The following is a 23,216-nucleotide window of genomic DNA, read 5'->3' as shown; positions in this document are numbered from 1 at the left end:
CCTCCCCATCCGGGACAGCGAAGCCGCGTTATACCTTTGCGGGAACGCCGTGAATACGTCCATGTAGGCTCCCGGTCGCTGCCGAAGCGCCACGAAGGGGAGGACGTGCAATCTCTCCTGTCCAGAAAGGTTCGTCGTTTCTGGAGCCAGGGAAGCTGCGGTTCACTCGAAGCGGGGCTGTACGAAGGCCTTCCGGACCAACCACTGGCACGGAAGGGGCTCCCACAGCGGCGTCGTAGTGCCCCCCAATTTATATCTCCAAGGCCCGCAACAGGTTTGGGGTTTAACGTAACGCGACTCCGCTGTCCACGATGGAGGGTAAGGCCGGATCCCGCTAAACCGCGATGAACCCAATAAAAAGCCGGCCCAAGGGCCGGCGCAAGGCAGAACAAAAAAGCGTCAGGATCAGGCCGTGGCCGCCGCCTGGCGTTGCCGCGCCACTTCTTCGTTGCGCAGCAGGAATCGCTGTATCTTACCACTGGGTGTCTTCGGCAGCGACTCCACGAACTCAATTTCGCGCGGATAGGCGTGAGCGGACAACCGCTGGCGAACCGCTTGCTGCAGTTCCTTCGCCAGGTCGTCATCCCCTCGGTAGCCCGCCCCCAACACCACGAACGCTTTTACCAATTCGGTACGCTCTTCGTCGGGTTTGCCGATCACCGCTGCTTCCACCACCGACGGATGTTCGATCAGGGCGCTTTCCACATCGAACGGGCCGACCCGGTAACCGGAAGTGGTGATCACATCATCGGAACGGCCGACAAAGCTGATGCTGCCGTCGCCGTTCAGCTCCACCGTATCGCCGCTCATATAATAATGTTTCAGCATCGACTTTTGCGGATCGGCGGGATACCCCGGGAACCAGAATAAGGGGGACTGATTGCGATCCACGGCAAGAATCCCCGGCTGTCCCACCGGCAATTCCTCGCCCTCTTCGTTGACCACCACCACCCGATGCCCGGGCACGGCGAAGCCGGCGGCACCGATCCGCACCGGATGCTTCAGTTCGTGATGGTTACACAGCACCATGCCCAGCTCGGTCTGGCCGTAGTGATCGTGGATGGTGGTGCCCAGTTCCTTGGCGAACCAGCGGATCACCTCCGGCGTCAGTGGTTCACCGGCACTGCTCACCGCCCGCAATTTGCCGCGCAGCGCCTTAACCACGGTGTCACCGCCAGCCATCAACAACCGGTAAGCGGTGGGTGAGCCGGCCAGGTTGGTAATACCGTATTTGTTGATCACCCGGCAGGTGCTTTCCACGGTGAAGCCGCCGTCATAGAAGGTGGTGGGGTGACCAAGGGACAGCGGCCCGGTCACCGCATAGTAAAGCCCGTAAGCCCAGCCGGGATCGGCCAGGTTCCAGAATGCATCGTCTTCACGCAATCCAACCGCGTGTTGCATGTAACCGGCGAAAGCGACGATGGCCTTGAGCGGTACCGGCACCGCCTTGGGCAAGCCGGTGGTGCCGGAGGTGAACATCATCAGAAAGGGGTCGTCGGCACTGCGCATCACCGGCTCGGCGCCGTCCTGGTGGCTTTCCAGTTCCGCCCAGAAGCTGAAGTCACCCCGGCGGATGCCCCGGCCTTTATCACCGCCCACGGTGACCACCAATGGATCGCTTTGCAAACCGTCCAGTTTGCCGCGATTGTCACCGTCGGTGACCACCACCCGGGTACCGGCGGTTTGCAGCCGGTGGTCGATGGCCTTCGGACCAAAGGCGGTGAACAGCGGCTGATACACCGCGCCAAGCCGCCAGGTGGCCAGCACCGTGATCAGCAGTTCCACCCGGCGTGGCAACAGCCCCGCCACGCAGTCGCCCGCGCCCACACCCTGATTGGCGAGAAAGGCGGCGAAACGGGAGGCCTGGTCGCGTAATTCGCTGAATGTGTAGGTGGCGCTGTCACCATCGGCGCCTTCCCAGAACAGGGCGATCCGCCCCGGCAGGGCATGACGGTCGCAGCATTCCACGCAGGCATTCAGGCTCTCAAGGGAGCCGCTCAGAGTGGCTTTCGCCACCTGTTGAATATCGAATTGGTCCACCGCCTCGTTGTACTGGCGCATGGGTCGCTCTCCTTCTTTTTTTGTATCTCGCGGCCCGGCGGTCAGCCGGGCTCTGTCGTCACAGGCTCGGGAATTTCAGGATTCGGTAACGGTGACACGAACCTCTTCGATGCTGATCTCACGCATACGAAATTTCTGGATCTTGCCAGTCACCGTCATCGGGAAGTCGTCCACGAATTTGAAATGCCGGGGAGTCTTGAAGTGAGCGATACGGTTCTTGCAGTAATCGCGCAACTGCTCCGCATTGGCATTTTCGTCACCTTTCAGTTTCACCCAGGCGACAATTTCCTCGCCGTACTTATCGTCGGGAATACCAATCACCTGGACGTCGGCCACGGCGGGATGGGTGTAGAGAAACTCTTCGATTTCACGGGGATAAATATTCTCGCCACCGCGAATGATCATGTCCTTGCTGCGTCCCACGATGCGGACATAGCCGGCATCGTCCATCACCGCCAGATCACCGGTGTGCATCCAGCCGTCCTCGTCGATGGCATCGGCGGTGGCGTCCGGATTGTTCCAATAACCCAGCATCACACTGTAGCCCCGGGTGCACAGCTCGCCGATTTCACCACGCGGCACGGTATTGCCCTGCTCGTCGACAACCTTGGTTTCCAGGTGCGGCTGCGTGCGGCCAACGGTGGAGACACGGCGCTCCAGTTCATCATCGGCGCCGGTTTGCAGTGATACCGGGCTGGTCTCGGTCATGCCGTAGGCGATTTGCACCTCCTCCATGTGCATTTCGCTGATCACCCGCCGCATGACTTCAATGGGACAGGTAGCGCCGGCCATGATACCGGTGCGCAGGGAGGAGAGGTCGAATTCCTTGATACGCGGATGCCCCAGCTCGGCGATGAACATGGTGGGCACGCCGTACAGGGCGGTGGCCCGTTCACTGGCCACCGCTTCCAGCGTGGCTTCGGGGTCAAAGCCCGGCGCCGGATAGATCATGGTGCTGCCATGGGTCATGCAACCGAGATTCCCCATCACCATGCCGAAGCAATGATAAAGCGGTACCGGGATCACCAGCCGGTCACGTTCGGTAAAGCCCATGCTCTCGGCCACCATATAGCCGTTATTGAGGATGTTGCGGTGGCTGAGCGTGGCGCCCTTGGGAAAGCCGGTGGTACCGGAGGTGTACTGGATGTTGATCGGGTCATCGGGCTTGAGCCCGGTCTGGCGCTTGCTGAGGTCGTCCACCGCCACCGATTCCGACAGCGCGCCCAGCTCTCGCCAACTGACGAAACCGGCGGGCGGTTGATCGGCGAGACTGACCACGCCACGCAACTCGGGCAGGACTTCGCTGTGCACGTCCCCGGGACGGGACGATGCCAGCTCCGGCACCAGTTCCGTCAACATGCTCTGGTAATCCGAGGTCTTGAAGTTGTCAGCGCAAACCAGCCAGCGGCAGCCGGATTGTTTCAGCGCGTATTCCAACTCATTAAGGCGGTAGGCGGGATTGATGTTGACCAGAATGGCGCCCATTTTGGCGCTGGCGAACTGGGTGATGCACCACTCGGCGCAGTTCGGTGCCCAGATACCTAGACGGTCACCGGGTTGCAGACCAAGGGCCATGAAAGCGCGGGCATAGCGCTCCACTTCTTCAGCCAGTTGGTTCCAGGAGTAACGAAGCTGCTGATGGCTGGCCACCAGCGCCTCCCGTTCACCGTATGCGGCCACCGTATTGTCGAAGGCATCGCCAATGGTGGAGGTCAGCAGCGTCTTGTCCCGCGGCCCACGGGTATAGGACTCCGTCATGGCAGGCTCCTTGTCGTTCGTTGTTGTCGGTATGAGGGGCCCGTCCAGCCCCGCTTTACACCTTTACGTTAACGTAAAGGTAAACTTTAACGACGTCACTTATACTTAAGTCGTGACTGGCTGTCCACGCTTTTAGTTCCTAAGGATGAGTGTGGGCTTTTCCGTTCATCCGGAGATGCCGGTAAACTGTTCTTTTCGCCGCCCCCTTCCCTTCCCGGGACCGGGGCGGCCCTGCTTTGAAGGACGGAGCCCCTGCATGAGCAAACCCAAGATCCTGGTAGTAGGAGGCGGTGCCGGCGGCCTGCCGCTGGTCACCCAACTCGGGCGTAAACTGGGCAAGCGCGGTCGCGCCGACATTACCCTGGTCGATACCAGCAATATCCATGTGTGGAAACCGCGCTATCACGAAGTGGCCACCGGCGCCATCGACGCCGACCTGGACGCCGTGGACTACCGCGCCCATGCCCGGCTCAATCATTACCGGTTCGAACCGGGCACCCTGACCCGCGTGGATGCCGCCGCACGGACCGTTACCCTGGCGGCGATGAACGGCCCGGACGGCGAAGAGGTGCTGCCCGAACGGCAACTCGACTACGACTACCTGGTGCTCGCCATCGGCAGCCAGAGCAATGACTTCGGTACCCCTGGCGTGCGCCAGCACTGCCTGTTCATGGATACCCGCACCCAGGCGGAACGCTTTCGCGAGCGCTTCCTGAACACTTGTCTGCACGCCAACTACCGCAATGATCCAGTGTCCGTGGCGATTGTCGGCGGCGGCGCCACCGGTGTGGAACTGGCGGCGGAAATCCATCACGCGGTGGCCATGCTCAAGCTCTACGGCCACGAACACCTGGACCGCAAACAGCTGCGCGTCACCGTGGTCGAGGCGCTGCCGCGGATTCTGCCCGCCCTCAGTGAGCGGGTATCCGCCGCCGCCACCGAACGGCTGCAGGCGCTCGGCGTATCGGTCCGCACCGGCGTGATGGTGGCGGAGGCCACCGAGCAGGCGCTGGTCACCAAGGACGGCGAGGAGATCGAGGCCGACCTGATGGTGTGGGCGGCGGGGGTAAAAGGCCCGGATGTTTTCGGACAGTTGGAGGGCTTCGCCGTCACTCGCGTCAACCAGATCGAGGTGGAACCGAATCTGCTGGCCAAGGGCCACGACAATGTCTTCGTCATCGGCGACAGCGCCTTCCTCAAACCGGAAGGAGCAGAACGGCCGATCCCGCCGCGCGCGCAATCGGCGCAGCAAATGGCCCACCACACCGCCCGGAATCTGGTTCGCTTGCTCAACAGTCAGGAGCTGAAGCCGTTCGAGTACAAGGACCACGGTTCACTGGTGTCGCTGTCCAACTACAGTTCCGTTGGCATGCTGATGGGCAACCTGAAGGGCGGCAACTTCTTCGTCGAAGGCTGGCTGGCGCGGATCATGTACGTGGCGTTGTACCGCATGCACCAGGCCGCGCTGTATGGCTGGCCGCGAACGATCATGCTGCTCACCGCGGGCCGTTTCAGCCGCCTGGTGCGGCCACGTTTGAAGCTGCATTGACGACAACGGGCTCCCCCCGGCAGCTTCCCACGGACCAGACTACGAAGCCGCTGTGGGAGCTTCAATGGTGCCCTGCAAGCGAATTTCCCTATGTCGGAGGGCCTGAATTCGCCAGCAAGCTGGCTCCCACAGTTTCTGCTACGGAGCCGCTGTGGGAGCTTGCCTGCAAGCGAACTTCCAGGGCTGGAAGAACGATTCGCTTGCAGGCAAGCTCCCACAGCGGCTTCGTAGCGATCACCAGATCCGGCCATCCCTCTACGAAGAAAAGTGGACTTTCTTCTCGGCGCGCATAGCGGAACAATAGTCCCATCGACAATCGCCGCCAGGACGACACGGCATGCAGAAAATCAAGGACATCGTCCTCTATTGGTTCGGTATTCTCAAAGCCTCCATCGGCTATTGGTTACGAGGTGATGCCCTGATCCACGCCGGCGCGCTGGCGTTCTTCACGCTGTTCTCCATCGCGCCGGTGGTGATTCTGGCGGTTCAGGTGATCGGGCTGGTGATGAGCACCGATGCCGCCATGCAACAAATCATGAGTCTGCTGGAAGACAACGTCGGTGCCGAGGCCGCCCAGGCGGTGGCGGAAGCGGTGGCGCGTACCCGCATCACCGACGGTGGTCTGTTGCCCACCATCATCGGCGTCGGCGCCATGCTGATCGGTGCCACCACGGTCTTCGCTCAGATGCAGCGTTCACTCAACAACATCTGGGATATTGCCCCCCGTCCGTCACGCAACACCGTGTTCGCGCTGATCAAGAACCGGCTGCTGTCGCTTACCGTGGTCCTCTCCATCGGTTTCGTGATGATGGTGTCGCTGCTGCTCAGCGTGATCACCCAGGCGCTGATGGTGTTCGCCCAGGAATGGCTGCCCGTGCCCGGCGTATTGATGGTGGCGGTGGAGACCCTGGTATCGATCACCGTGATCACGCTGCTGTTCGCCACCATCTTCAAGGTGTTGCCGGACGCCATCCTGAGTTGGCGTGACGTGTTGCTCGGCGCGCTGGTCACTGCCTTGCTGTTCATCCTCGGCCGCTTCCTGATCGCGTTGTATCTTTCCCACACCGCCACCGCCTCCACCTACGGCGCCGCCGGTTCCCTGGTACTGCTGTTGTTGTGGGTGTACTACTCGTCGCTGATCCTGCTGTTCGGCGCCGCCGTCACCCGCGCCCGCGCGGAAGCCCGTAACAGCACTGTCCGCCCGCGCGCCACGGCGGTACGGGTACGACGCGTATTGGAAGATCAATAATCCGGGCCCCGGCCCGCCCCCTGATGTCATGGAGAGATTATGTCCCGCCCCTTTTTCATCACCATGCCGGTTTTGTTGTTCGGTCTGATTACCGGTGCCCATGCCCTGGAACAGGAAGATTTCCGGGCATGCCTGGGTGAGCTGGAACAAAAAGCCATAGAGGACGGCATCGATCCGCAGCTGGCCCGTCAGCGGATCCCCGCACTGACCCTGCAGACCAAGGTGGTCGAGCTGGATCGCAAACAACCGGAATTTACCAGCAGCTTCGCCGACTACTATGGGCGACGGGTGACGGCACAGCGGATTAAACAAGGTCGGGAGCTGGGCCGCCAGCACGCCGAGCTGTTGGCAAAGGTGGAAGCCGAGTACGGCGTCCCCGCCGCTTACCTGCTGGCGTTCTGGGGGCTGGAGACCAACTACGGCGGTTTTTACGGCAACACGCCAGTACTCGACGCGCTCGCCACGCTGGCCTGTGAAGGCCGTCGCGGCGCTTTTTTCACCGCCGAGTTGATGAACGCTCTGCGCATCGTCGAAGAAGGCGCCATTACCGTGCCACAGATGGAAGGCTCCTGGGCCGGCGCCATGGGCCATGTCCAATTCATGCCCTCCACTTTTCTCCGTTACGCCGTGGACGGCGACGGTGACGGCCGCCGGGATCTCTGGCACAGCCTGCCGGACGCACTCTCTTCCGCCGCCAATTTCCTCAACGCCCTGGGCTGGCGGACCGGCGAGCGCTGGGGCCGCGAAGTCTCGTTACCGGACCAGTTCGACTATGGCCTGGCCGGCCTCGGTGAATCCTGGCCGCTGAGTTACTGGCGCGAACGCAACGTGCGACTTCCCAACGGCCAGCCACTGCCGGAGGCGCCGATGAACGCGTCGCTGTTGGTGCCCTCCGGCGCCCATGGCCCCGCCTTTCTGGTGTACGAGAACTTCCGCGTGATCATGGGCTGGAATCGCTCCGAAGCCTACGCGCTGGCGGTGGGCCGTCTGGCGGACCGGATCAATGGCGCCGGCGAACTCAGCCGGGCACCGGTCCCGGCGCCGCGTCTGCACCGGGACCAGGTCAAGGCGTTGCAAGCGCGCCTGAACGCCGACGGCTTCAAGGCCGGCTCCGAAGACGGGCTGCTCGGTCCGGGCACTCGCGCCGCGCTTGGCCGCTTCCAGCAACAACAGGGGCTGCCAGCCGACGGTTTCCCGGATGAAGCCAGTCTCAAGGCATTGGGCATTCTCAAGGAAGAGGCGGAAGCCAAACCGGGCGAGTCACCGCGGCCTCAGCAAGCGCCGCGGTAAGAGGAGGTGCTTCGTGATTCGTGTGGTGATCGCCCTGCTGATACTACTGCTGGGGCTGGCCATGGCCGCCGGCGGCGGCTGGCTGGTGTCCCTGAACGGCAGCCCCTATTACCTGGTGGCCGGCTCGGTGCTGGTGCTTTGCGCCTTGCTGCTGCTGATGAAACGGCGCAGCGCCCTGGGCCTGTACGCCCTGCTGCTGGTCGGCACCCTCGGTTGGAGCCTGTGGGAGGCAGGACTGGACTGGTGGGCCCTGGCGCCGCGCGGCGCATTGCTGGTGCTGTTTGGTTTGCTGCTGGTAATTCCTGGCGTGGCGTCCCCGATCCGGGGCGGACGCGCGCCTTTGCTGCTGGCGGTCTTGCTGAGCACGGCGGTAGCCGCTGTCGGCTACTATCAGGACCCCCATGATCTGACCGGAGAGCTGCCCGGCCCGGTCAGCCCGGACGCCGGCCACTCCGAGTTGGTGGCCGAAGGAGACTGGCACGCCTACGGACGTACCGCCCTCGGCCAGCGGTATTCGCCATTGGCGCAAATCACCCCCGACAACGTGGCCCGGTTGCGCCGGGCCTGGGTGTTCCATACCGGCGACACCGACGCCACCACGTTCGAGGCCACACCGCTAAAAGTGGACGATACCCTGTACCTGTGCACGCCGCGCCATGAGCTGATCGCACTGGACGCCACCACCGGCGTGGAACGCTGGCGTTTCGATCCCGACATCGAACCGGAGCTCAATCGCCGGCGCCAAATCTGTCGCGGCGTGGCTTATTTCCCCGGTCATCGTCAGCCGCCGCTGGCCACGGTGGAACGCACCAATCCACAGCCAGAGGAAATGCTCGCCGCCACCGGCAGCGAACGGGACAGCCTGATCGATCCGGAAGATCTGCATTGTGAACGGCGGCTGTTCCTGCCTACCGCCGACGCCCGCCTCATCGCGCTCGACGCGGACACCGGTGAACGGTGCGCCCGGTTTGGCAGTAATGGCGAAGTGGATCTGTGGGCCGGCATGCCCAACCCGCAACCGCCCCTCTACTATCCATCCTCGCCGCCGGTGGTCACCGACCAGGTGGTGATCATCGGTGGCCTGATCAGCGACAACGTTTCCGTCGCCCAACCCTCCGGTGTCATCCGCGCCTACGATGTGGACGACGGCCGGCTGGTGTGGAACTGGGACCCCGGCAGCCCGGAACGAACCGAACCGCTGCCGGAGGGCGAAACCTACAGCGCCAGCAGTCCCAACAGTTGGTCGGTGGCCAGCGTCGACGAAGCTCTGGGCATGGTCTATCTGCCCATGGGCAATCACACTCCGGATCAATGGGGGGAACAGCGCGACCCCGATGCCGAACGCTTCAGTTCCTCGGTGGTGGCGCTGGATCTGGCCACCGGCAAGGTGCGCTGGGTCTTCCAGACTGTCCGCCACGATCTCTGGGACATGGATGTACCGGCACAGCCCAGCCTGCTGGACCTGGATACCCCCCAGGGCCGCGTGCCGGTGCTGGTGCAACCGACCAAGCAGGGCGACGTCTATGTGCTCGACCGCCGCACCGGCGATCCGGTGTTGCCGGTACGCGAACAACCGGCGCCGGCCAGTCTCGGTTATCAGACCGTGGCCACCAGCCAGCCCAGCTCCGCCCTCAATTTCAATCCACCGCCGTTGCGTGAGCGGGACATGTGGGGCGCCACGCCGGTGGATCAATTATTTTGTCGCATCCGCTTTCGCCAGCTCCAGTACCAGGGCCGTTATACGCCGCCTTCGGAACAAGGAAGCCTGATTTATCCGGGAAACTTCGGCGTATTCAATTGGGGCGCCCTGGCGGTGGATCCGGTCCGCCAGGTGGCGTTCACCTCGCCCTCCTATCTCGCCTACGTCTCCACTCTGGTACCCAGAAAAGACGACCATAGCCGCCATGTTTCCTCACGGGGTCCCGGCGCCAACGAAAACTATGGCGCCCCCTATGCGGTGAAGATGAAACCGTTCCTGTCGCCACTGGGACTGCCCTGCCAGCAACCGCCCTGGGGTTACGTGGCCGGCGCCGATCTGCGTACCGGCGAAGTGGTATGGCGCCATCGCAACGGCACCATCGGCTACCCGTCACCGATCGCGTTGCCGGTGACGATCGGCGTGCCGGATATCGGCGGACCGATCATCACCGCCGGCGGCGTGGCGTTCATGAGCGGCGGCCTGGATAACCACGTGCGTGCCTACGACCTCACCAGCGGGCGCACGCTATGGGAAGACCGTCTGCCCATCGGCGGCCATGCCACACCGATGACCTATCTGGACGACACCGGCCGGCAGATACTGCTGGTGACGGCCGGCGGCCACAGCGCCATCGGCACCAGGGGCCCGAGCCGTGATGCCGTGATCGCCTATGTGCTGGATGACGCGGCGGCGGAAAAAGAAAAAGTGAAGAAGCAATAGCGCTAGCCCACATCGGGTCGGTCCGGGCTGACGGCACCATGACAGTGTTCCGCCCACTGTATAGACTGGTCTAGATCATTCGTTGACGGACCCACACCATGGCAACCCGCCCCAAACATCGCGACCGCCTGATCCACAGCGCCGTGGCCCTGTTCCGCAAACAGGGTTACGCCGCCACCGGCATCAACGACATCCTGGCCGCCGCCGGCGCCCCTAAAGGCTCGTTCTACCATTACTTTCCCAACGGCAAGGAGCAGCTTGGCGAAGCCGCCGTGCGCCACGCCGGGGAGCGGGTACTGGATACGTTGCGTGACCTGCGCCGCCAGCATGGCAATAGTGCCGACGCACTGCGCGTCTATGGTGACCTGCTGACCGGCTGGATGGCGCAATCCGGTTTCGCCGACGGCTGTCCGCTGGCCACCACCCTGCTGGAAACCACCCCTGCTTCCCGCCTGATCACCGACGCCGGCCGCGAAGCCATACAGAACTGGCGCCGGGAATGGGAAGCCTTGCTGATCGACGATGGTATCCCGGCCAATCGGGCCCGCCCCCTGGCTTCCCTGATTCTCTCCGCGTTGGAAGGCGCCCTGGTCCAGGCCCGGGTGGAATGCCACGGTCAGGCCATCGCCGACGCCTGCGCCAGCCTGGCCGACCAGATCAACGCCCTGCGCCCCTGACACCGGAACCTGGATATCATCCCCAGGGATAGCTACGAAGCCGCTGTGGGAGCTTGCTTGCAAGCGAATGAGGTTTGCTCAGGCGTGTTTGCGGTATTCGCTTGCAAGCAAGCTCCCACAGCGGCTTCGTAGCACCCAACCACGATGCGCGCCGCCCCTTATCAGCCCATTCTTTCATTTCGGCTTGTCGTTGCTTCACAATTATATAGACTGGTCTAATTAAAAATAACTGGAGACCTGTCATGTCCGACCTCGCCGTCCCCGCCGGTTATGAGCGGCACCGCCGCGCCAGCGGGCTCACCGCGCCCTGGGAGCCGATTTTCATCCGCCATCATGATCACGGGCTCAGCCTCGCCATCCGCGCCGACCAGCCCCATGCCAACAGCCGCGGCTTTGTCCATGGCGGACTGATCTCGGCGCTGGCGGACAATGCCATGGGACTGAGTTGCGCCGACCGGCTGGGCGGTATTTCCGGCCTCGTCACGGTAAGCATGACGCTGGACTTCCTGGGCAGCGCCCGCCTCGGCCAATGGGTGGAAATCCGTGCCGAGGCCACCCGGACCGGGCCTTCCCTGAACTTCGCCGCCGCCCAGGTATGGGCGGACGACACTCTGTGCGCCCGCGCCACCGCCGTCTTCAAGGCGTTGGCGCCGCGCCCTTCATCGGAGACCTCAGCATGAGCGACGCCCCCGAGATGCTGGAACGCATTCGCGCCCTGTCCCGTCTGGCGGCCTTCAATAACTGGCTCAATCTCGAGGTGTACCGGGTGGAAGCCGGCGAGGCGGAGCTGCGCTTACGCTGGCGCGATGAGTTCGCCCAATACAGCGGCTTCCTTCACGCCGCTCTGATTGGCGGTCTGATTGATACCGCCTGCGGCTTCGCCGCCGCGTCACAAGTCGGCAACGTCACCGCCTCACAATTTTCCGTGCGTTGCCTGAGACCGGCGGTGGCGGAGACTTTCGTGGTACGTGCCCGGGTGCTCAAGGCCGGCCGGCGGCAGGTGTTCGTGAACGCCGAGCTGGGGGATCTGGCCGACACCGAGGGAACGCCGTTCGCGGTCGGCGAGGCCTTGATGGTACCCATCCCGTCCTGACCCAAGAGCCTGTTCAGGCTCTAACGGGTCGCCTGTCGCCGCCTTCGTGCCGCTTTCGACATGCGGGTTTTCCACTGGAATCCGCTACAGTAGAGAGCGAACCTCAACGGAGACACGACAGATGCGGGATGAACAACTGGCCGGCAAGGTCATTCTGATCACCGGTGCCGGCGGCGGCATCGGCCGGGTCACGGCAGAAAGCCTGGGCGCGGCGGGAGCACGGTTGATGCTGTCCGATATCGACGCCCACGCCGTGGAGTCCACCGCCGCCGCCATCCGCGAAGCCGGCGGCACCGCCAGAGCCATGGCCGTGGATGTCACCCGCGCGGATCAGGTGTCCGCCCTGGTGCAGGCCACGCTGGAGGCCTATGAACGTCTGGATGGCGCTTTCAACAACGCCGGCGTGGAGGAAGAAAACGCCAAGATCGTAGCCGTGGAAGAGGCCCTGTTCGACCGCATCATCGATATCAATGTCAAAGGCGTGTGGCTGTGCATGAAATACCAGATTGCCGCCATGGCCAAACAGGGTGACGGTGGTAGCATCGTCAATACCGCGTCCATCGCCGGCCTGGTGGGCGCTCCCAAGCGAGCCGCCTACGCCGCCAGCAAACACGCGGTGGTGGGATTGACCAAGAGCGTGGCGGCGGAATACGCCCGTCAGAACATCCGCGTCAACGCGGTCTGTCCAGGCATCATCCGTACCGCCATGATGGAGCGCGCCATCGCTCAGGTGGAACATGACGATGGCATCGACGCCGAACAGCAACGACGCCTGCACGCGGCCCTGCACCCCATGGGGCGTGTCGGTGAAGCAACGGAAGTGGCGCAGGCGGTACAGTGGTTGCTGTCGGACGCGTCCTCTTTCGTCACCGGTCATCAACTGTCGGTGGACGGTGGCCTTACCGCGTTATAATCAGGAGAACAACAATGCTCAAACTGCATGGCTTCAGTGCCAGCAACTACGTCAACATGGTGAAGTTCGCGCTGCTGGAAAAAGGCATGGCCTTCGAGCAGGTCAACGACTACCCGTCCCAGGAAGCGTCCTTTCTCGCCATCAGCCCCATGGGCAAGGTGCCGGTGCTGGAAACCGACCAGGGGTTTCTCGCCGAAACCAACGTGATCCTGGAATACATCGATGAAACCGGCCAGGGCCAGGCGCTGTACCCCGCCGATCCGTTCCAGCGCGCCCAGGTCAAGGAGCTGGCCAAACTGATCGAACTGTATATCGAACTGCCGGCCCGCCGCTGCTATCCGGAGGTGTTCTTCGGCGGCAAGGTCAGCGACGAAACCAAGCAACAGGCCCGGGAAGCGCTGATCAAGGGCGCCGCCGCCCTGAAGCGGGTGGCGAAGTTCGATCCGTTCGTGGCCGGCGCCCAACTGACCGCCGCCGACGCCGTCCTGCTCTACAGCCTGGATCTGGCCGCCGGTATCGCCGGCAAACTGTTCGATCTGGACCTGCTGGCGGAGATCCCCGGCAGTAAGGTGCTGCTTGATCAACTCAACCAAAGAGACAGCGCGCGCCAGGTGGACGAGGAGCGCAAAGCCGGTATGGCCGAGTTTATGGCCCACGTGCGTGGCGGCAAGTAAGGCGCTGAGACGCAACCGCTATCGCGATCCGTCCATTGGTGTTGGAGATATGAATTCACACTGTATTCGCGGCCAAGCGGAGCGCCGCCCGCGCCGCTTCCCACAGAAGGAACTACGAAGCCGCTGTGGGAAGCGGCCTCGGCCGCGAATGGTCTGTAACAGCGCTGGTTCACGGACCGCGATACCGGCACTTTTTTGCCGCCCTCCATCCCGCTAAGCTGACCGGGCCTTTCCGCCAGGACTCTCCGTCATGCTGCTCCGCTCTTGCTTGGCGCTTGCCCTCGTTGCTCTGTTAAGCGGCTGCGCCGACGCCACCTCCCCCATTACCCCGGAAAACGGGACACCACTCACCGTCACCGTTCTCGCTGAAGGGCTTGAGCATCCCTGGTCTCTGGCCTTTCTGCCCGGAGGCGAGGTTCTGATTACCGAAAGGGGCGGTACCCTGCGCCGTTTCCATGATGGTGTACTGGTGGAAGAACCGGTCCCCGGCATTCCCGCCGTGGTGGCCCAGGGCCAAGGCGGCCTGTTCGATGTGCTGCCTCACCCCCGCTTCGAGGATAACCGGCGGCTGTATCTGAGCTACGCCAAAGCCTGTGACGGCGGCGCCACCACCGCGGTGGGCCACGGTGAATATCGTGACGGCGAACTACACGGCTTCCGCGATGTGTTGGTGGCCGACGCCTGCAGTGATACCGGCCAGCACTTTGGCGGGCGGCTGCTGTTCGATGACGAGGGCCATCTGTTTCTCACCATCGGCGACCGGGGACAACGGCAGCGGGCCCAGGACACCGGCGATCATGCCGGCAGTGTACTGCGTCTGGATCAGGACGGCGCCGCCGCCAGCGGTAATCCGTTCGCCAACGGCGGCAACGGCCGCGCGGAAATCTGGAGTTGGGGGCATCGAAACCCCCAGGGCCTGGCGTTACACCCCGACACCCGTCAACCCTGGCTCAACGAACATGGCCCGCGCGGCGGCGATGAAATCAACACGGTGAAACCGGGAGTGAACTACGGCTGGCCGGAAATCACCTACGGCCGCGAATATTACGGCCCCGCCATTGGCGAGACCCACCAGGAAGGCTTGGCCCAACCACTGCATTATTGGGTGCCCTCCATTGCGCCTTCCGGTTTCGCTTTCGTCAGTGGTGAGCGGTACCCACAATGGCGGGGCGATGCGTTATCCGGCGCGCTTAAATTGACGCATCTGAACCGGGTGCGATTCGAGGGTGAGACACCGAAGCAGGAAGTGCGTTATCTGCGGCAGCGCGAGCAACGTATCCGCGATGTGCGCCAGGGCCCGGAGGGTTATCTGTATTTGCTCACCGACAGCAATGACGGGCAACTGCTCCGGGTGGAGCCGGACTGAACGCAGCCCTTGATCACAGCCGGTCCCCTCGCGGCCAAGCGCCAACGGATCAGTTCAAAGCCTCGGAATGAACCAGGTGGAAACGGACGCCACCAATGCTGACCTGGCTTTGATCCACCGGCAGGCCACGCTCAAGAGCGCGCTCCTTGATGGCCTCCAGATCATTCACCAGGATATCCACGCCACTCAACCCTTCACCGCGCCCATCCCGATCAGCGACGAAATGCAGATAGGCGTTATCCAGCGTCACCTGCTGGCCCCCGCCGCTGCTTTCGCCACTATTCTCCACCGGCCGGCGCAACAGGCTTCCCCAGCGGCGCGCCATGGCCTCCGATTCTCCGCCCTGCAACTCGACCCCGACGATGCGTTCCACCCGGTCAGTGTTAACGAAACTCTGCCAATCCGGCCCGGCCGGATTATAGGGGCCGTCCAGAGATTCACCGTAACGGGTGTGATTGATTTCCAGCAGAGTACCGCCCAGATCCTTGGGATGCAGTTGCATGCCCCGATAGTCACCGTGCCCGAGAAAAGCGGCCACCCGCACGCCTTGCGCATCCACATGGGGGCCCCAGCGGTCCACATCGTCGGTATCGAGAATCACCATGTAGCCACTGTCACCGCCCCGGCGTTGCAGAAAGCGGCCGGCGGTGGTGTCCTCGCGAACCGGCGCCACCACTTCAATGAAGGTATTGCCCACCGGCAACAAGGCATTATGCAGACCGAACGCCTGCACCGCCGGATCCCGATGACAGACCTGAATTCCGAAAACCTCGGCCAGATCCTCCACCACCGGTTCCAACTGGCGGGCTACCAAACACAACTGACGGAAGCGAAGATAGGTCATTCATTATTCTCCTTGATCCGCGGGCTCCGACGCCCCGGAGCTTAAGCCGATAAGGCCCGCGCCAGCGCGCGTACGCCAACCTCAATGTCCTCGTCATCAATCATACCGAAGCCGATCAGCAGCCCCTTCGTCCCTTCGGACGAAGCGTGAAAGCCACCCAGATCTTCCGCGTTGATGCCTGCTCCAAGCAACCGGGCTTCCAGCTTGTCCACCGATTGCCGGAATTCCAGCGTCAAATGAATTCCGGCCACCTGAGGCAGACAGTTCCACAGATCCGGCCGTTGCGCCAGTGCCTCCAGCAGTCGCTGCCGCCGCCGCTGATAAAGCCTCTGCATGCGGCGCAGGTGCCGGGCGAAAGCGCCCTCCTCAATCAGATTGGCCAGGGCTTTTTGCATCAGATTGGGCGCGCGCCCGTCGGTCAGGCTCTTGGCCTGGCGCAGCGCTGGTTGCAGCCCCTTCGGCATGATCATGTAGCCGAGTCTCAGATCCGCATGCAGCACCTTGGAGAACGAGCCGAGATACGCCACCTGCTGGTGCCGGTCCAGACTCTTGAGCGCTTCCAGGGAACGGCCGTCGAAGCGGAACTCACCATCGTAATCGTCCTCGACGATCAGCACGTCACGCCCGCGAACGAAGTCCAGCAATTGCAGCCGCCGTTCCAGGGTCATCGGCATACCCAGGGGAAACTGGTGGGAAGGCGTCACATAGATCATCGAAGCCGCCTCCGGCACCTGGTCCACGCACAACCCCTGCTCATCCACCGGCACCCCCACCACGCGGGCGCCATAGGATTCAAATACCCAGCGCGCCGGCGGATAGCCCGGCTCCTCCACCGCCACCACCGCTCCCGGCGCGATCCGCACCCGGGACAGCAAATCCATCCCCTGCATGGCCCCCTGGGTGACCATTACTTCATCCGCCGCGCACGGCAAACCGCGACTGTAACCCAGGTAATGGGAGATCCCTTCGCGCAAACCGAGGTACCCCTGGCACTCGCCCTGCAGGGTGCGATCCCGGGCTTCCTCACGCAGCGCATGCATCACCGCCCGACGCCAATCCGTCATCGGCAGCAAACGCCGGTCGGTCACGCCACCGGCGAAGTTATAGCGCCGCGGCGCCTCCCGGTCTCCCCATACGGGTAACGGACGCCAGTGCCGGCCCGGCCCCACTCCCGGTTCCACCTGTTCGCCGGTCACCACCGGTGGCAGCCGACGGACAAAGGTTCCGGCACCCCGGCGCGCTTCAAAAAAGCCCTCGGCAACCAAACGTTCATAGGTATCCACCACCGCCTGCCGGGCGATACCCAGCTCCGCCGCCAATGCGCGGCTGGGTGGCAACCGCTCGCCGGGGGCCAGACGGCCCTCCGCCAGAGCCAAGCGCAGGTCGCGGTAAAGCCGCTGGGGTACCGTTCCGGTGCCATTCAGCGGTAGGTGGATTTGCAAATTGGTCTCCCAAAATCGTTCGAATTGGATCTGCCAGACCTTCCAATTCAGCCCTAATCTGAACCGGCATTTCAACCTCTTTGCCACCCGGCCTGTTCAACAGGCCCGCTTGTTTAACAGGAGCAACCATGAAAGCCCGTATCAACTTCTTCACCGCTTCGCCGGACACCATGAAAGCCATGCTCGGCACCTCGGAAGTGATCGAGAATACCGGCCTGGATCACCGTCTGTTGGAACTGATCAAGATGCGAGCGTCGCAGATCAACGGCTGCGCCTTCTGCGTCCATATGCACGCCCGCGATGCCCGCGCCGCCGGCGTGCCCAACGAAGTCCTCGATACCGTGTCCGGCTGGCGTGAGGCGCCCTGGTTCAGTGAACGGGAACGGGCCGCTCTGGCCTGGACCGAACGCCTCACCCGACTCGGCGAAGGCCACCGTGACGACGAGGCGGAATACGATCAGCTGGCCGCGCACTTTAGCGAAAAAGAACGCACCGATCTGACCTACGCCATCAGCGTCATCAACATGTGGAACCGCTTCAACGTCGGCTTCCGTCACGAGCCGGAATAACGCTCTTGTTCAGGAGATAAAAATGAAAGCCCGCTTCGATTTCTACAGCGCCTCACCGGACACCATGAAAGCGGTGTTCGCCACTCAGAAAGTCATCGATGCCACCGGTTTGGAACATCGCCTGGTGGAACTGGTGAAGCTGCGTGCCTCACAGATCAACGGCTGCCTGTTTTGCATGTCCATGCACGCGGCGGATGCCCGTAACCGGGGCATTCCCAACGAAGTGCTGGACACCCTGCCAGGCTGGCACGAAGCGCCCTGGTTCAGCCAGCGGGAAAGAGCCGCCCTGGCCTGGACTGACCACCTGACCCGCCTCAGCGACGCCGGCCACGATGACGAGGCGCTTTACCGGGCGCTGGCGGATCAGTTCACCGAGAAGGAATGCACCGATCTCACTTACGTGATCGGCGTGATCAACATGCTGAATCGTTTCGGCGTGGGGTTCCGCCGCGCGCCGGATTGAGCCGGACGTCGGACGTCCGACCTCTTGTTTATAGCGCCCGGCGTCCGGCTCTTCTTCCACCGCTCAATCGCCGTCGGTCACCGCGCCTTGGGAAGCCGACCCCACGGTGCGGGCGTACTTGGCCAGCACCCCGCGGGTATAGCGGGGTGCTGGTGCCTGCCAGCGGGCATGGCGGTCGATCATCGCCTGTTCGGAAACTTTCAAGGTGATGGTGTTGTTCTCCGCGTCGATGACGATTTCGTCGCCGTCTTCCACCAGGGCAATCGGACCGCCCTGCTGGGCCTCCGGAGTGATGTGGCCCACCACGAAACCGTGGCTGCCGCCGGAAAAACGGCCATCCGTGATCAGGGCGACGTCGTTGCCCAAACCGCGTCCCATGATCGCCGAAGTGGGCGTCAGCATTTCACGCATGCCCGGGCCGCCGCGCGGGCCTTCGTAGCGGATCACCACCACGTCGCCGGCCACCACGGTGCCTTCCATGATGCCGGCGGTGGCGCCCTCCTCGGAGGCGAATACCCGTGCCTTGCCACTGAAGTGGGTGCCCTCGTGACCGGTGATCTTGGCCACCGCGCCGGTCGGCGCCAGATTGCCATAGAGAATACGCAGATGGCTGTCTTTCTTGATCGGCCGGTCCAGCGCGCGGATGATGTTCTGCTCGTCGGGATAGGGCGCCACATCGGCCAGATTCTCCGCCAGGGTGCGACCGGTGACGGTCAGGCAATCACCGTGCAGCAACCCCTCCTCCAGCAGCGTTTTCATCAGCGGCTGAATGCCGCCAATGGCCACCAGTTCGCTCATCAGGTAATGCCCGCTGGGGCGCACGTCCGCCAGCACCGGCACCCTTTTACCAATGCGGGTGAAGTCTTCCAGGCTCAGCGGCACGCCGATGGTATGGGCCATGGCCATCAAATGAAGCACGGCATTGGTGGATCCAGCCAGGGCGATGACCACGGTGATGGCGTTCTCGAACGCTTCCCGGGTCAGAATATCGCTGGGTTTGATGTCCCGTTCCAGCAGGTCCAGCACGGCGGCACCGGCGGCCCGGCAATCGGCCAGTTTGTCCTCGGATACGGCGTTCTGGGCGGAGCTGCCCGGCAGGCTCATACCCAATGCCTCAATGGCGCTGGCCATGGTGTTGGCGGTGTACATACCGCCACAGGAACCGGGGCCGGGCACCGCCACTTTCTCCACCTGCTCCACCTCGATCAGACGCTTGTCCCCCTTGGTGTAGGCCCCCACCGCCTCGAACACGGAAATCAGATCCGTGTGGCCGGGACCGGGCTGGATGGTGCCGCCATAAACGAACACCGAGGGCCGGTTAAGCCGTGCCAGCCCCATCAGGCAGCCGGGCATGTTCTTGTCGCAGCCACCGATGGCCACCAGCCCGTCAAACCCCTCACAACCGGCCACGGTTTCAATGGAGTCGGCGATCACCTCACGGGAAACCAGGGAGTACTTCATGCCCTCGGTGCCATTGGCGATGCCATCGGAGATGGTGATGGTGTTGAAGATCACGCTCTTGCCGCCGGCGGCGTCGGCGCCTGCACCAGCCTCCCGGGCAAGGCCGTCGATATGCATGTTGCAGGGCGTGACCCGGCTCCAAGTAGACGCGATACCCACCTGCGGCTTGACGAAATCCTCATCGGTGAATCCCGTGGCACGCAACATGGCCCGACTCGGCGCCTTGGCAATGCCGTCCACCACCGGCGCGGAATAACGGCGGCGTTTGTCTTCGTTCATCGTTGTTCTCCTGATCACGGGCTGATTCCAGCATAACGCTTTTACCGCCACGTCATAGAGTCGTAAACAATCGGGAACAGGCTGGTCGGCAAATCCCATTCATAAGGAACGAGAATATGGGCGATATTCTGATGGTGGCGGGCTTCTTACTGGCGGCGTATTCCATTGTCGCCAACGACGCCATCCAAACCCTGGGCACGTTCATTTCCTCCAACCATCACCGCCCCTGGTGGCTGCTGTGGGCGTTCGCCAGTGCCATTCTGGTGGTCGTGCTGCTGTATGGCTGGTTCAGTCATGGCGGCGATCCGGCCTATGGCCGCCTGGAGAAATTCCCCATGCCCGAGCAGGGCATCACCTGGCTTTATGTGATCCCGCCCCTGGCGATCCTGATTCTTACCCGCTACGGCATACCGGTGAGCACCACCTTCCTGGTGCTGTCGGTATTCGCCGCCGGCAACGTGCAGTCAATGCTGAGCAAATCCGGGCTCGGGTACGCCGTGGCGTTCGTCGTCGCCTTGTTCACCTACCGGTTCGTGATCCGGCATCTGACCGAGTATTTCGACCGCACCTACGGCAAGCCGGTGCCCTCCTACTGGATCGCCTTGCAATGGGCCTCCACCGGCTTTCTGTGGAGCCAATGGTTGATTCAGGATCTGGCCAACATCTATGCCTACCTGCCCCGGGAACTGGACGGTCTGCAATTTTTCCTGTCACTGGTGGTGCTGCTGGTCCTGCATGCCTGGATCTTCAAGACCGCCGGCGGCACCATCCAGCGCATCGTCACCACCAAGACCGGCACCGTGGACATCCGGGCCGCCACCATCATCGATTTCATCTACGCGATCATTCTGTTCGTGTTCAAGGAGATGAGCAGTATCCCCATGTCCACCACCTGGGTGTTTCTGGGGCTGCTGGCCGGCCGGGAATTCGCCATCTCCATGCATATGTTCACACCCTCGACGCGGGAAACCGCGCGCGTGGTGATGTCGGATGCCATGAAAGCGATGCTGGGTCTGGCGGTGAGCCTGCTGTTGGCGTTCGGTTTGCCGGCGCTGGTCAGGTTACTCGGCGGCTAGGGTAAGTCGCCTTCACGTTTCAGCGCTCCCGGCCAACACGCGCGCTCAACGCCTCGATCAGAAGCGCCGGGTCGAATCCGGGCCCGGCCGCCGCCTTGGGCACGATGTAGTACAAGCGCGGCATCGGATAGATGAGGATATAGCGGTCGTTGTGGCGCCACTTGAGTATCTTGTCCCAGCTCACCATGGCGGTGCCACTCTCCGCCTCGAAGCGGATCCCGGCGTCCATCAGCGTCATCGTGGTGGGCTCCTGAATCGCCTTGTAGCTTCGATAATGGCGCCGTGAAAGCCAGGGCGCGACCAACAACCGCAGCAGCAGGAAAGTCACACCGCCACCGATCAGGCCACCCATCGCCCCGGCCCGCACCACCGGCGGCCCAAACAGCGCCAGCACCACCAGAACCGCCAGTACCAATGCGTAGACCACCTTCGCCCTGGGCGTCGGCCGGGCAAACAATCCGGCGGCACGGACGTAATCGTCTTCGCTTATGGTGTACCGCGTTTCCATGGCCGCGCCTCCCTCCCATTGATGAATACAGAGTGTACCGGGTTCACGATGCGAATCCGTACCCGGTGCCTGAAATCGCGATGCGGTCGGCACTGATACCGTCGGGGCATTGGCCGTGCTCATCAGCGTCATAAACAAAATCTTTTCTTTTGCTTAGGAACAAATCTGTCAAAATAGACGTCTTCCCATACCTCATTCTCGGCCGCCGGCTTCTCCGGCGGCTTTTTGTTTGCCGCGGCAGCGAGGAGCGCGCATGTCCGTCCAGCAACCCAAGGCCGCCATGGCCAGACACCCCCGCATCGCCGAACTGGCCCTGGCGCTGGGTGGCTTCGGCATCGGCACCGGGGAATTCGTGATCATGGGCCTGCTCAACCGGGTCGCCCTGGATCTGCAGGTGGATCCACAGGACGTGGGCTACGCCATCAGCAGCTACGCCATGGGCGTGGTGGTGGGCGCGCCGATCATCTCCACCCTGGCGGCCCGGGTACCGCGCCGCGCCTTGTTGATCATACTGATGCTGGTGTTCGCTCTGGGCAATCTGGCCAGCGCCCTGGCCCCCGGTTTCTGGTCCTTCGTGGCGTTACGGTTCATCGCCGGTCTGCCTCACGGTGCCTATTTCGGCGTCGCCGCCCTGGTCGCCGCCTCGGCGGTGCCGTTTCATCAACGGGCCAGGGCGGTGGCCCGGGTGATGACCGGCCTTACCGTGGCGATTCTGTTGGGCGCCCCTCTGGGCACCTGGGCCGGCAATCAGTTCGGCTGGCCGGTGGCGTTCGCCGGGGTCGGCGCTATCGCTCTGCTCACCGCTCTGATGGTGCGGATTTTCGTGCCGGTGCAACCGGTGGATCCTCATGCCAGCCCGCTGCGTGAATTGTCCGCGCTGCTCAAACACCGGGTGTTGTTCACCCTGGGCATCGCCAGCATCGGCTTCGGCGGTATGTTCGCGGTGTTCAGCTATGTGATGCCTACGCTCACCGAACAGGCCGGTATGGATGAATCCCTGGGCCCGCTGGTGCTGGCCATCTTCGGTATCGGCACCATCCTCGGCACCCTGGCCGGCGCCCGCGCCGCCGACGGCAATCTGATGAAGTCCATCCCTGGCATTCTGATCTGGTGCGCGGTGATCCAGGGCCTGTTCTTCGTTGCCGCCAATTCCATGTGGTGGGGGTTACTGTTCGTGGGTCTGGTGGGCACCAGCATGGCGCTCGGTCCGGCGCTGCAGACGCGGCTGATGGATGTGGCCGGCGACGGCCAGACCATGGCCGCTTCCCTTAACCACGCCGCCTTTAACCTGGCCAACGCCCTCGGCGCCTGGCTGGCCGGCGTCGCCACCCGCGGCGATCTGCCCTGGTCCACCACCGGGCTGGTGGGTACCGCTCTGGCGCTGGGTGGCCTGCTGGTGTTCTTCGCCGGCCGGGCGGTGGAGCGGGCCACCGACCATTAACCGCCCGGCCGCTTCCCACGGACCGGACTACGAAAGCCGCTGTGGGAGCTTGCCGGCAAGCTCCCACAGCGGCCTTGTAGCGAC

General features: G+C 63.2%; 20 protein-coding genes. 14 read left to right on the top strand and 6 right to left on the bottom strand.

Going from position 1 to position 23,216, the window contains the following annotated elements:
• Window positions 1-405: 405 nt before the first annotated feature.
• Together MA04_RS13410 and MA04_RS13405 are read right to left on the bottom strand one after the other, a co-directional pair.
• Window positions 406-2,061, bottom strand: coding sequence for an AMP-binding protein (locus MA04_RS13410; RefSeq protein ID WP_262460937.1), 1,656 nt, complete (start codon window positions 2,059-2,061; stop codon window positions 406-408).
• A 75-nt stretch (window positions 2,062-2,136) separates the two neighbouring features.
• Window positions 2,137-3,819, bottom strand: a complete 1,683-nt coding sequence (locus MA04_RS13405) for an AMP-binding protein (RefSeq protein WP_262460936.1) — start codon at window positions 3,817-3,819, stop codon at window positions 2,137-2,139.
• Between the two features lie 256 nt (window positions 3,820-4,075).
• Between MA04_RS13405 and MA04_RS13400 the strand changes: the two genes are divergently transcribed.
• The 10 genes from MA04_RS13400 to MA04_RS13355 all read left to right on the top strand — a co-directional run bounded on the left by MA04_RS13400 (window position 4,076) and on the right by MA04_RS13355 (window position 15,049).
• On the top strand, window positions 4,076-5,368 hold the full coding sequence (locus MA04_RS13400; RefSeq protein WP_163122857.1) for an NAD(P)/FAD-dependent oxidoreductase: 1,293 nt from the start codon (window positions 4,076-4,078) through the stop codon (window positions 5,366-5,368).
• A 337-nt stretch (window positions 5,369-5,705) separates the two neighbouring features.
• The gene (locus MA04_RS13395) at window positions 5,706-6,617 is read left to right on the top strand and encodes a YihY/virulence factor BrkB family protein (protein ID WP_080530346.1); all 912 of its coding nucleotides are present in this window, start codon (window positions 5,706-5,708) and stop codon (window positions 6,615-6,617) included.
• A gap of 39 nt (window positions 6,618-6,656) precedes the next feature.
• The gene (locus MA04_RS13390) at window positions 6,657-7,907 is read left to right on the top strand and encodes a lytic murein transglycosylase (RefSeq protein WP_262460935.1); all 1,251 of its coding nucleotides are present in this window, start codon (window positions 6,657-6,659) and stop codon (window positions 7,905-7,907) included.
• A gap of 13 nt (window positions 7,908-7,920) precedes the next feature.
• On the top strand, window positions 7,921-10,326 hold the full coding sequence (locus MA04_RS13385) for a membrane-bound PQQ-dependent dehydrogenase, glucose/quinate/shikimate family (RefSeq protein ID WP_262460934.1): 2,406 nt from the start codon (window positions 7,921-7,923) through the stop codon (window positions 10,324-10,326).
• A gap of 98 nt (window positions 10,327-10,424) precedes the next feature.
• Window positions 10,425-11,003 (top strand): TetR/AcrR family transcriptional regulator, encoded by a 579-nt coding sequence (locus MA04_RS13380; RefSeq protein WP_262460933.1) that lies wholly within the window; start codon window positions 10,425-10,427, stop codon window positions 11,001-11,003.
• 242 nt (window positions 11,004-11,245) lie between these two features.
• On the top strand, window positions 11,246-11,683 hold the full coding sequence (locus MA04_RS13375) for a PaaI family thioesterase (protein ID WP_262460932.1): 438 nt from the start codon (window positions 11,246-11,248) through the stop codon (window positions 11,681-11,683).
• Complete coding sequence (locus MA04_RS13370; protein WP_262460930.1) at window positions 11,680-12,096, top strand: PaaI family thioesterase; 417 nt, start codon at window positions 11,680-11,682, stop codon at window positions 12,094-12,096. The genes MA04_RS13375 and MA04_RS13370 overlap by 4 nt, the downstream gene beginning before the upstream one ends.
• 121 nt (window positions 12,097-12,217) lie before the next feature.
• Window positions 12,218-13,009, top strand: a complete 792-nt coding sequence (locus MA04_RS13365; RefSeq protein WP_163122847.1) for a glucose 1-dehydrogenase — start codon at window positions 12,218-12,220, stop codon at window positions 13,007-13,009.
• Between the two features lie 14 nt (window positions 13,010-13,023).
• A complete protein-coding gene (locus tag MA04_RS13360; RefSeq protein WP_262460929.1) occupies window positions 13,024-13,683 on the top strand; it encodes a glutathione S-transferase family protein in 660 nt (219 codons plus the stop codon).
• Window positions 13,684-13,933: 250 nt separating this feature from the next.
• On the top strand, window positions 13,934-15,049 hold the full coding sequence (locus MA04_RS13355) for a PQQ-dependent sugar dehydrogenase (RefSeq protein ID WP_262460927.1): 1,116 nt from the start codon (window positions 13,934-13,936) through the stop codon (window positions 15,047-15,049).
• A gap of 49 nt (window positions 15,050-15,098) precedes the next feature.
• Here the strand turns inward: MA04_RS13355 and MA04_RS13350 are convergent, their stop codons facing one another.
• Together MA04_RS13350 and pdxR are read right to left on the bottom strand one after the other, a co-directional pair.
• Window positions 15,099-15,893, bottom strand: a complete 795-nt coding sequence (locus MA04_RS13350; RefSeq protein ID WP_262460926.1) for a VOC family protein — start codon at window positions 15,891-15,893, stop codon at window positions 15,099-15,101.
• A gap of 41 nt (window positions 15,894-15,934) precedes the next feature.
• Entirely contained in the window at window positions 15,935-17,335 is a 1,401-nt protein-coding gene (gene pdxR / locus MA04_RS13345) for a MocR-like pyridoxine biosynthesis transcription factor PdxR (RefSeq protein ID WP_262460925.1), read from the bottom strand.
• 128 nt (window positions 17,336-17,463) lie between these two features.
• Between pdxR and MA04_RS13340 the strand changes: the two genes are divergently transcribed.
• Complete coding sequence (locus tag MA04_RS13340; RefSeq protein ID WP_063140465.1) at window positions 17,464-17,904, top strand: carboxymuconolactone decarboxylase family protein; 441 nt, start codon at window positions 17,464-17,466, stop codon at window positions 17,902-17,904.
• 22 nt (window positions 17,905-17,926) lie between these two features.
• Complete coding sequence (locus tag MA04_RS13335; RefSeq protein ID WP_063140466.1) at window positions 17,927-18,367, top strand: carboxymuconolactone decarboxylase family protein; 441 nt, start codon at window positions 17,927-17,929, stop codon at window positions 18,365-18,367.
• A 63-nt stretch (window positions 18,368-18,430) separates the two neighbouring features.
• Here the strand turns inward: MA04_RS13335 and ilvD are convergent, their stop codons facing one another.
• Window positions 18,431-20,107, bottom strand: coding sequence for a dihydroxy-acid dehydratase (gene ilvD / locus MA04_RS13330; protein ID WP_262460922.1), 1,677 nt, complete (start codon window positions 20,105-20,107; stop codon window positions 18,431-18,433).
• A 116-nt stretch (window positions 20,108-20,223) separates the two neighbouring features.
• On the opposite strand from ilvD, the gene MA04_RS13325 reads away from it, so the two are divergent.
• Window positions 20,224-21,183, top strand: coding sequence for a hypothetical protein (locus MA04_RS13325; RefSeq protein WP_163122829.1), 960 nt, complete (start codon window positions 20,224-20,226; stop codon window positions 21,181-21,183).
• A gap of 19 nt (window positions 21,184-21,202) precedes the next feature.
• On the opposite strand, the gene MA04_RS13320 is transcribed toward MA04_RS13325, so the two are convergent.
• Window positions 21,203-21,691 carry a YcxB family protein gene (locus tag MA04_RS13320; RefSeq protein ID WP_262460920.1) on the bottom strand — a complete coding sequence of 163 codons (489 nt, stop codon included), beginning with the start codon at window positions 21,689-21,691 and terminating at the stop codon, window positions 21,203-21,205.
• Window positions 21,692-21,944: 253 nt separating this feature from the next.
• Here MA04_RS13320 and MA04_RS13315 point away from each other — a divergent pair, with 253 nt between their 5' ends.
• Window positions 21,945-23,132: an MFS transporter gene (locus MA04_RS13315; RefSeq protein ID WP_163122823.1), complete on the top strand. Its 1,188-nt coding sequence runs from the start codon at window positions 21,945-21,947 to the stop codon at window positions 23,130-23,132.
• The last annotated feature ends 84 nt before the right edge of the window (window positions 23,133-23,216 follow it).

It is taken from the genome of Alloalcanivorax balearicus MACL04 (genome assembly GCF_025532145.1).
Taxonomy (GTDB): domain Bacteria; phylum Pseudomonadota; class Gammaproteobacteria; order Pseudomonadales; family Alcanivoracaceae; genus Alloalcanivorax; species Alloalcanivorax balearicus.
Note: the sequence above shows the minus strand (reverse complement) of the source record. Positions and strands in the feature narration are given on the sequence as shown.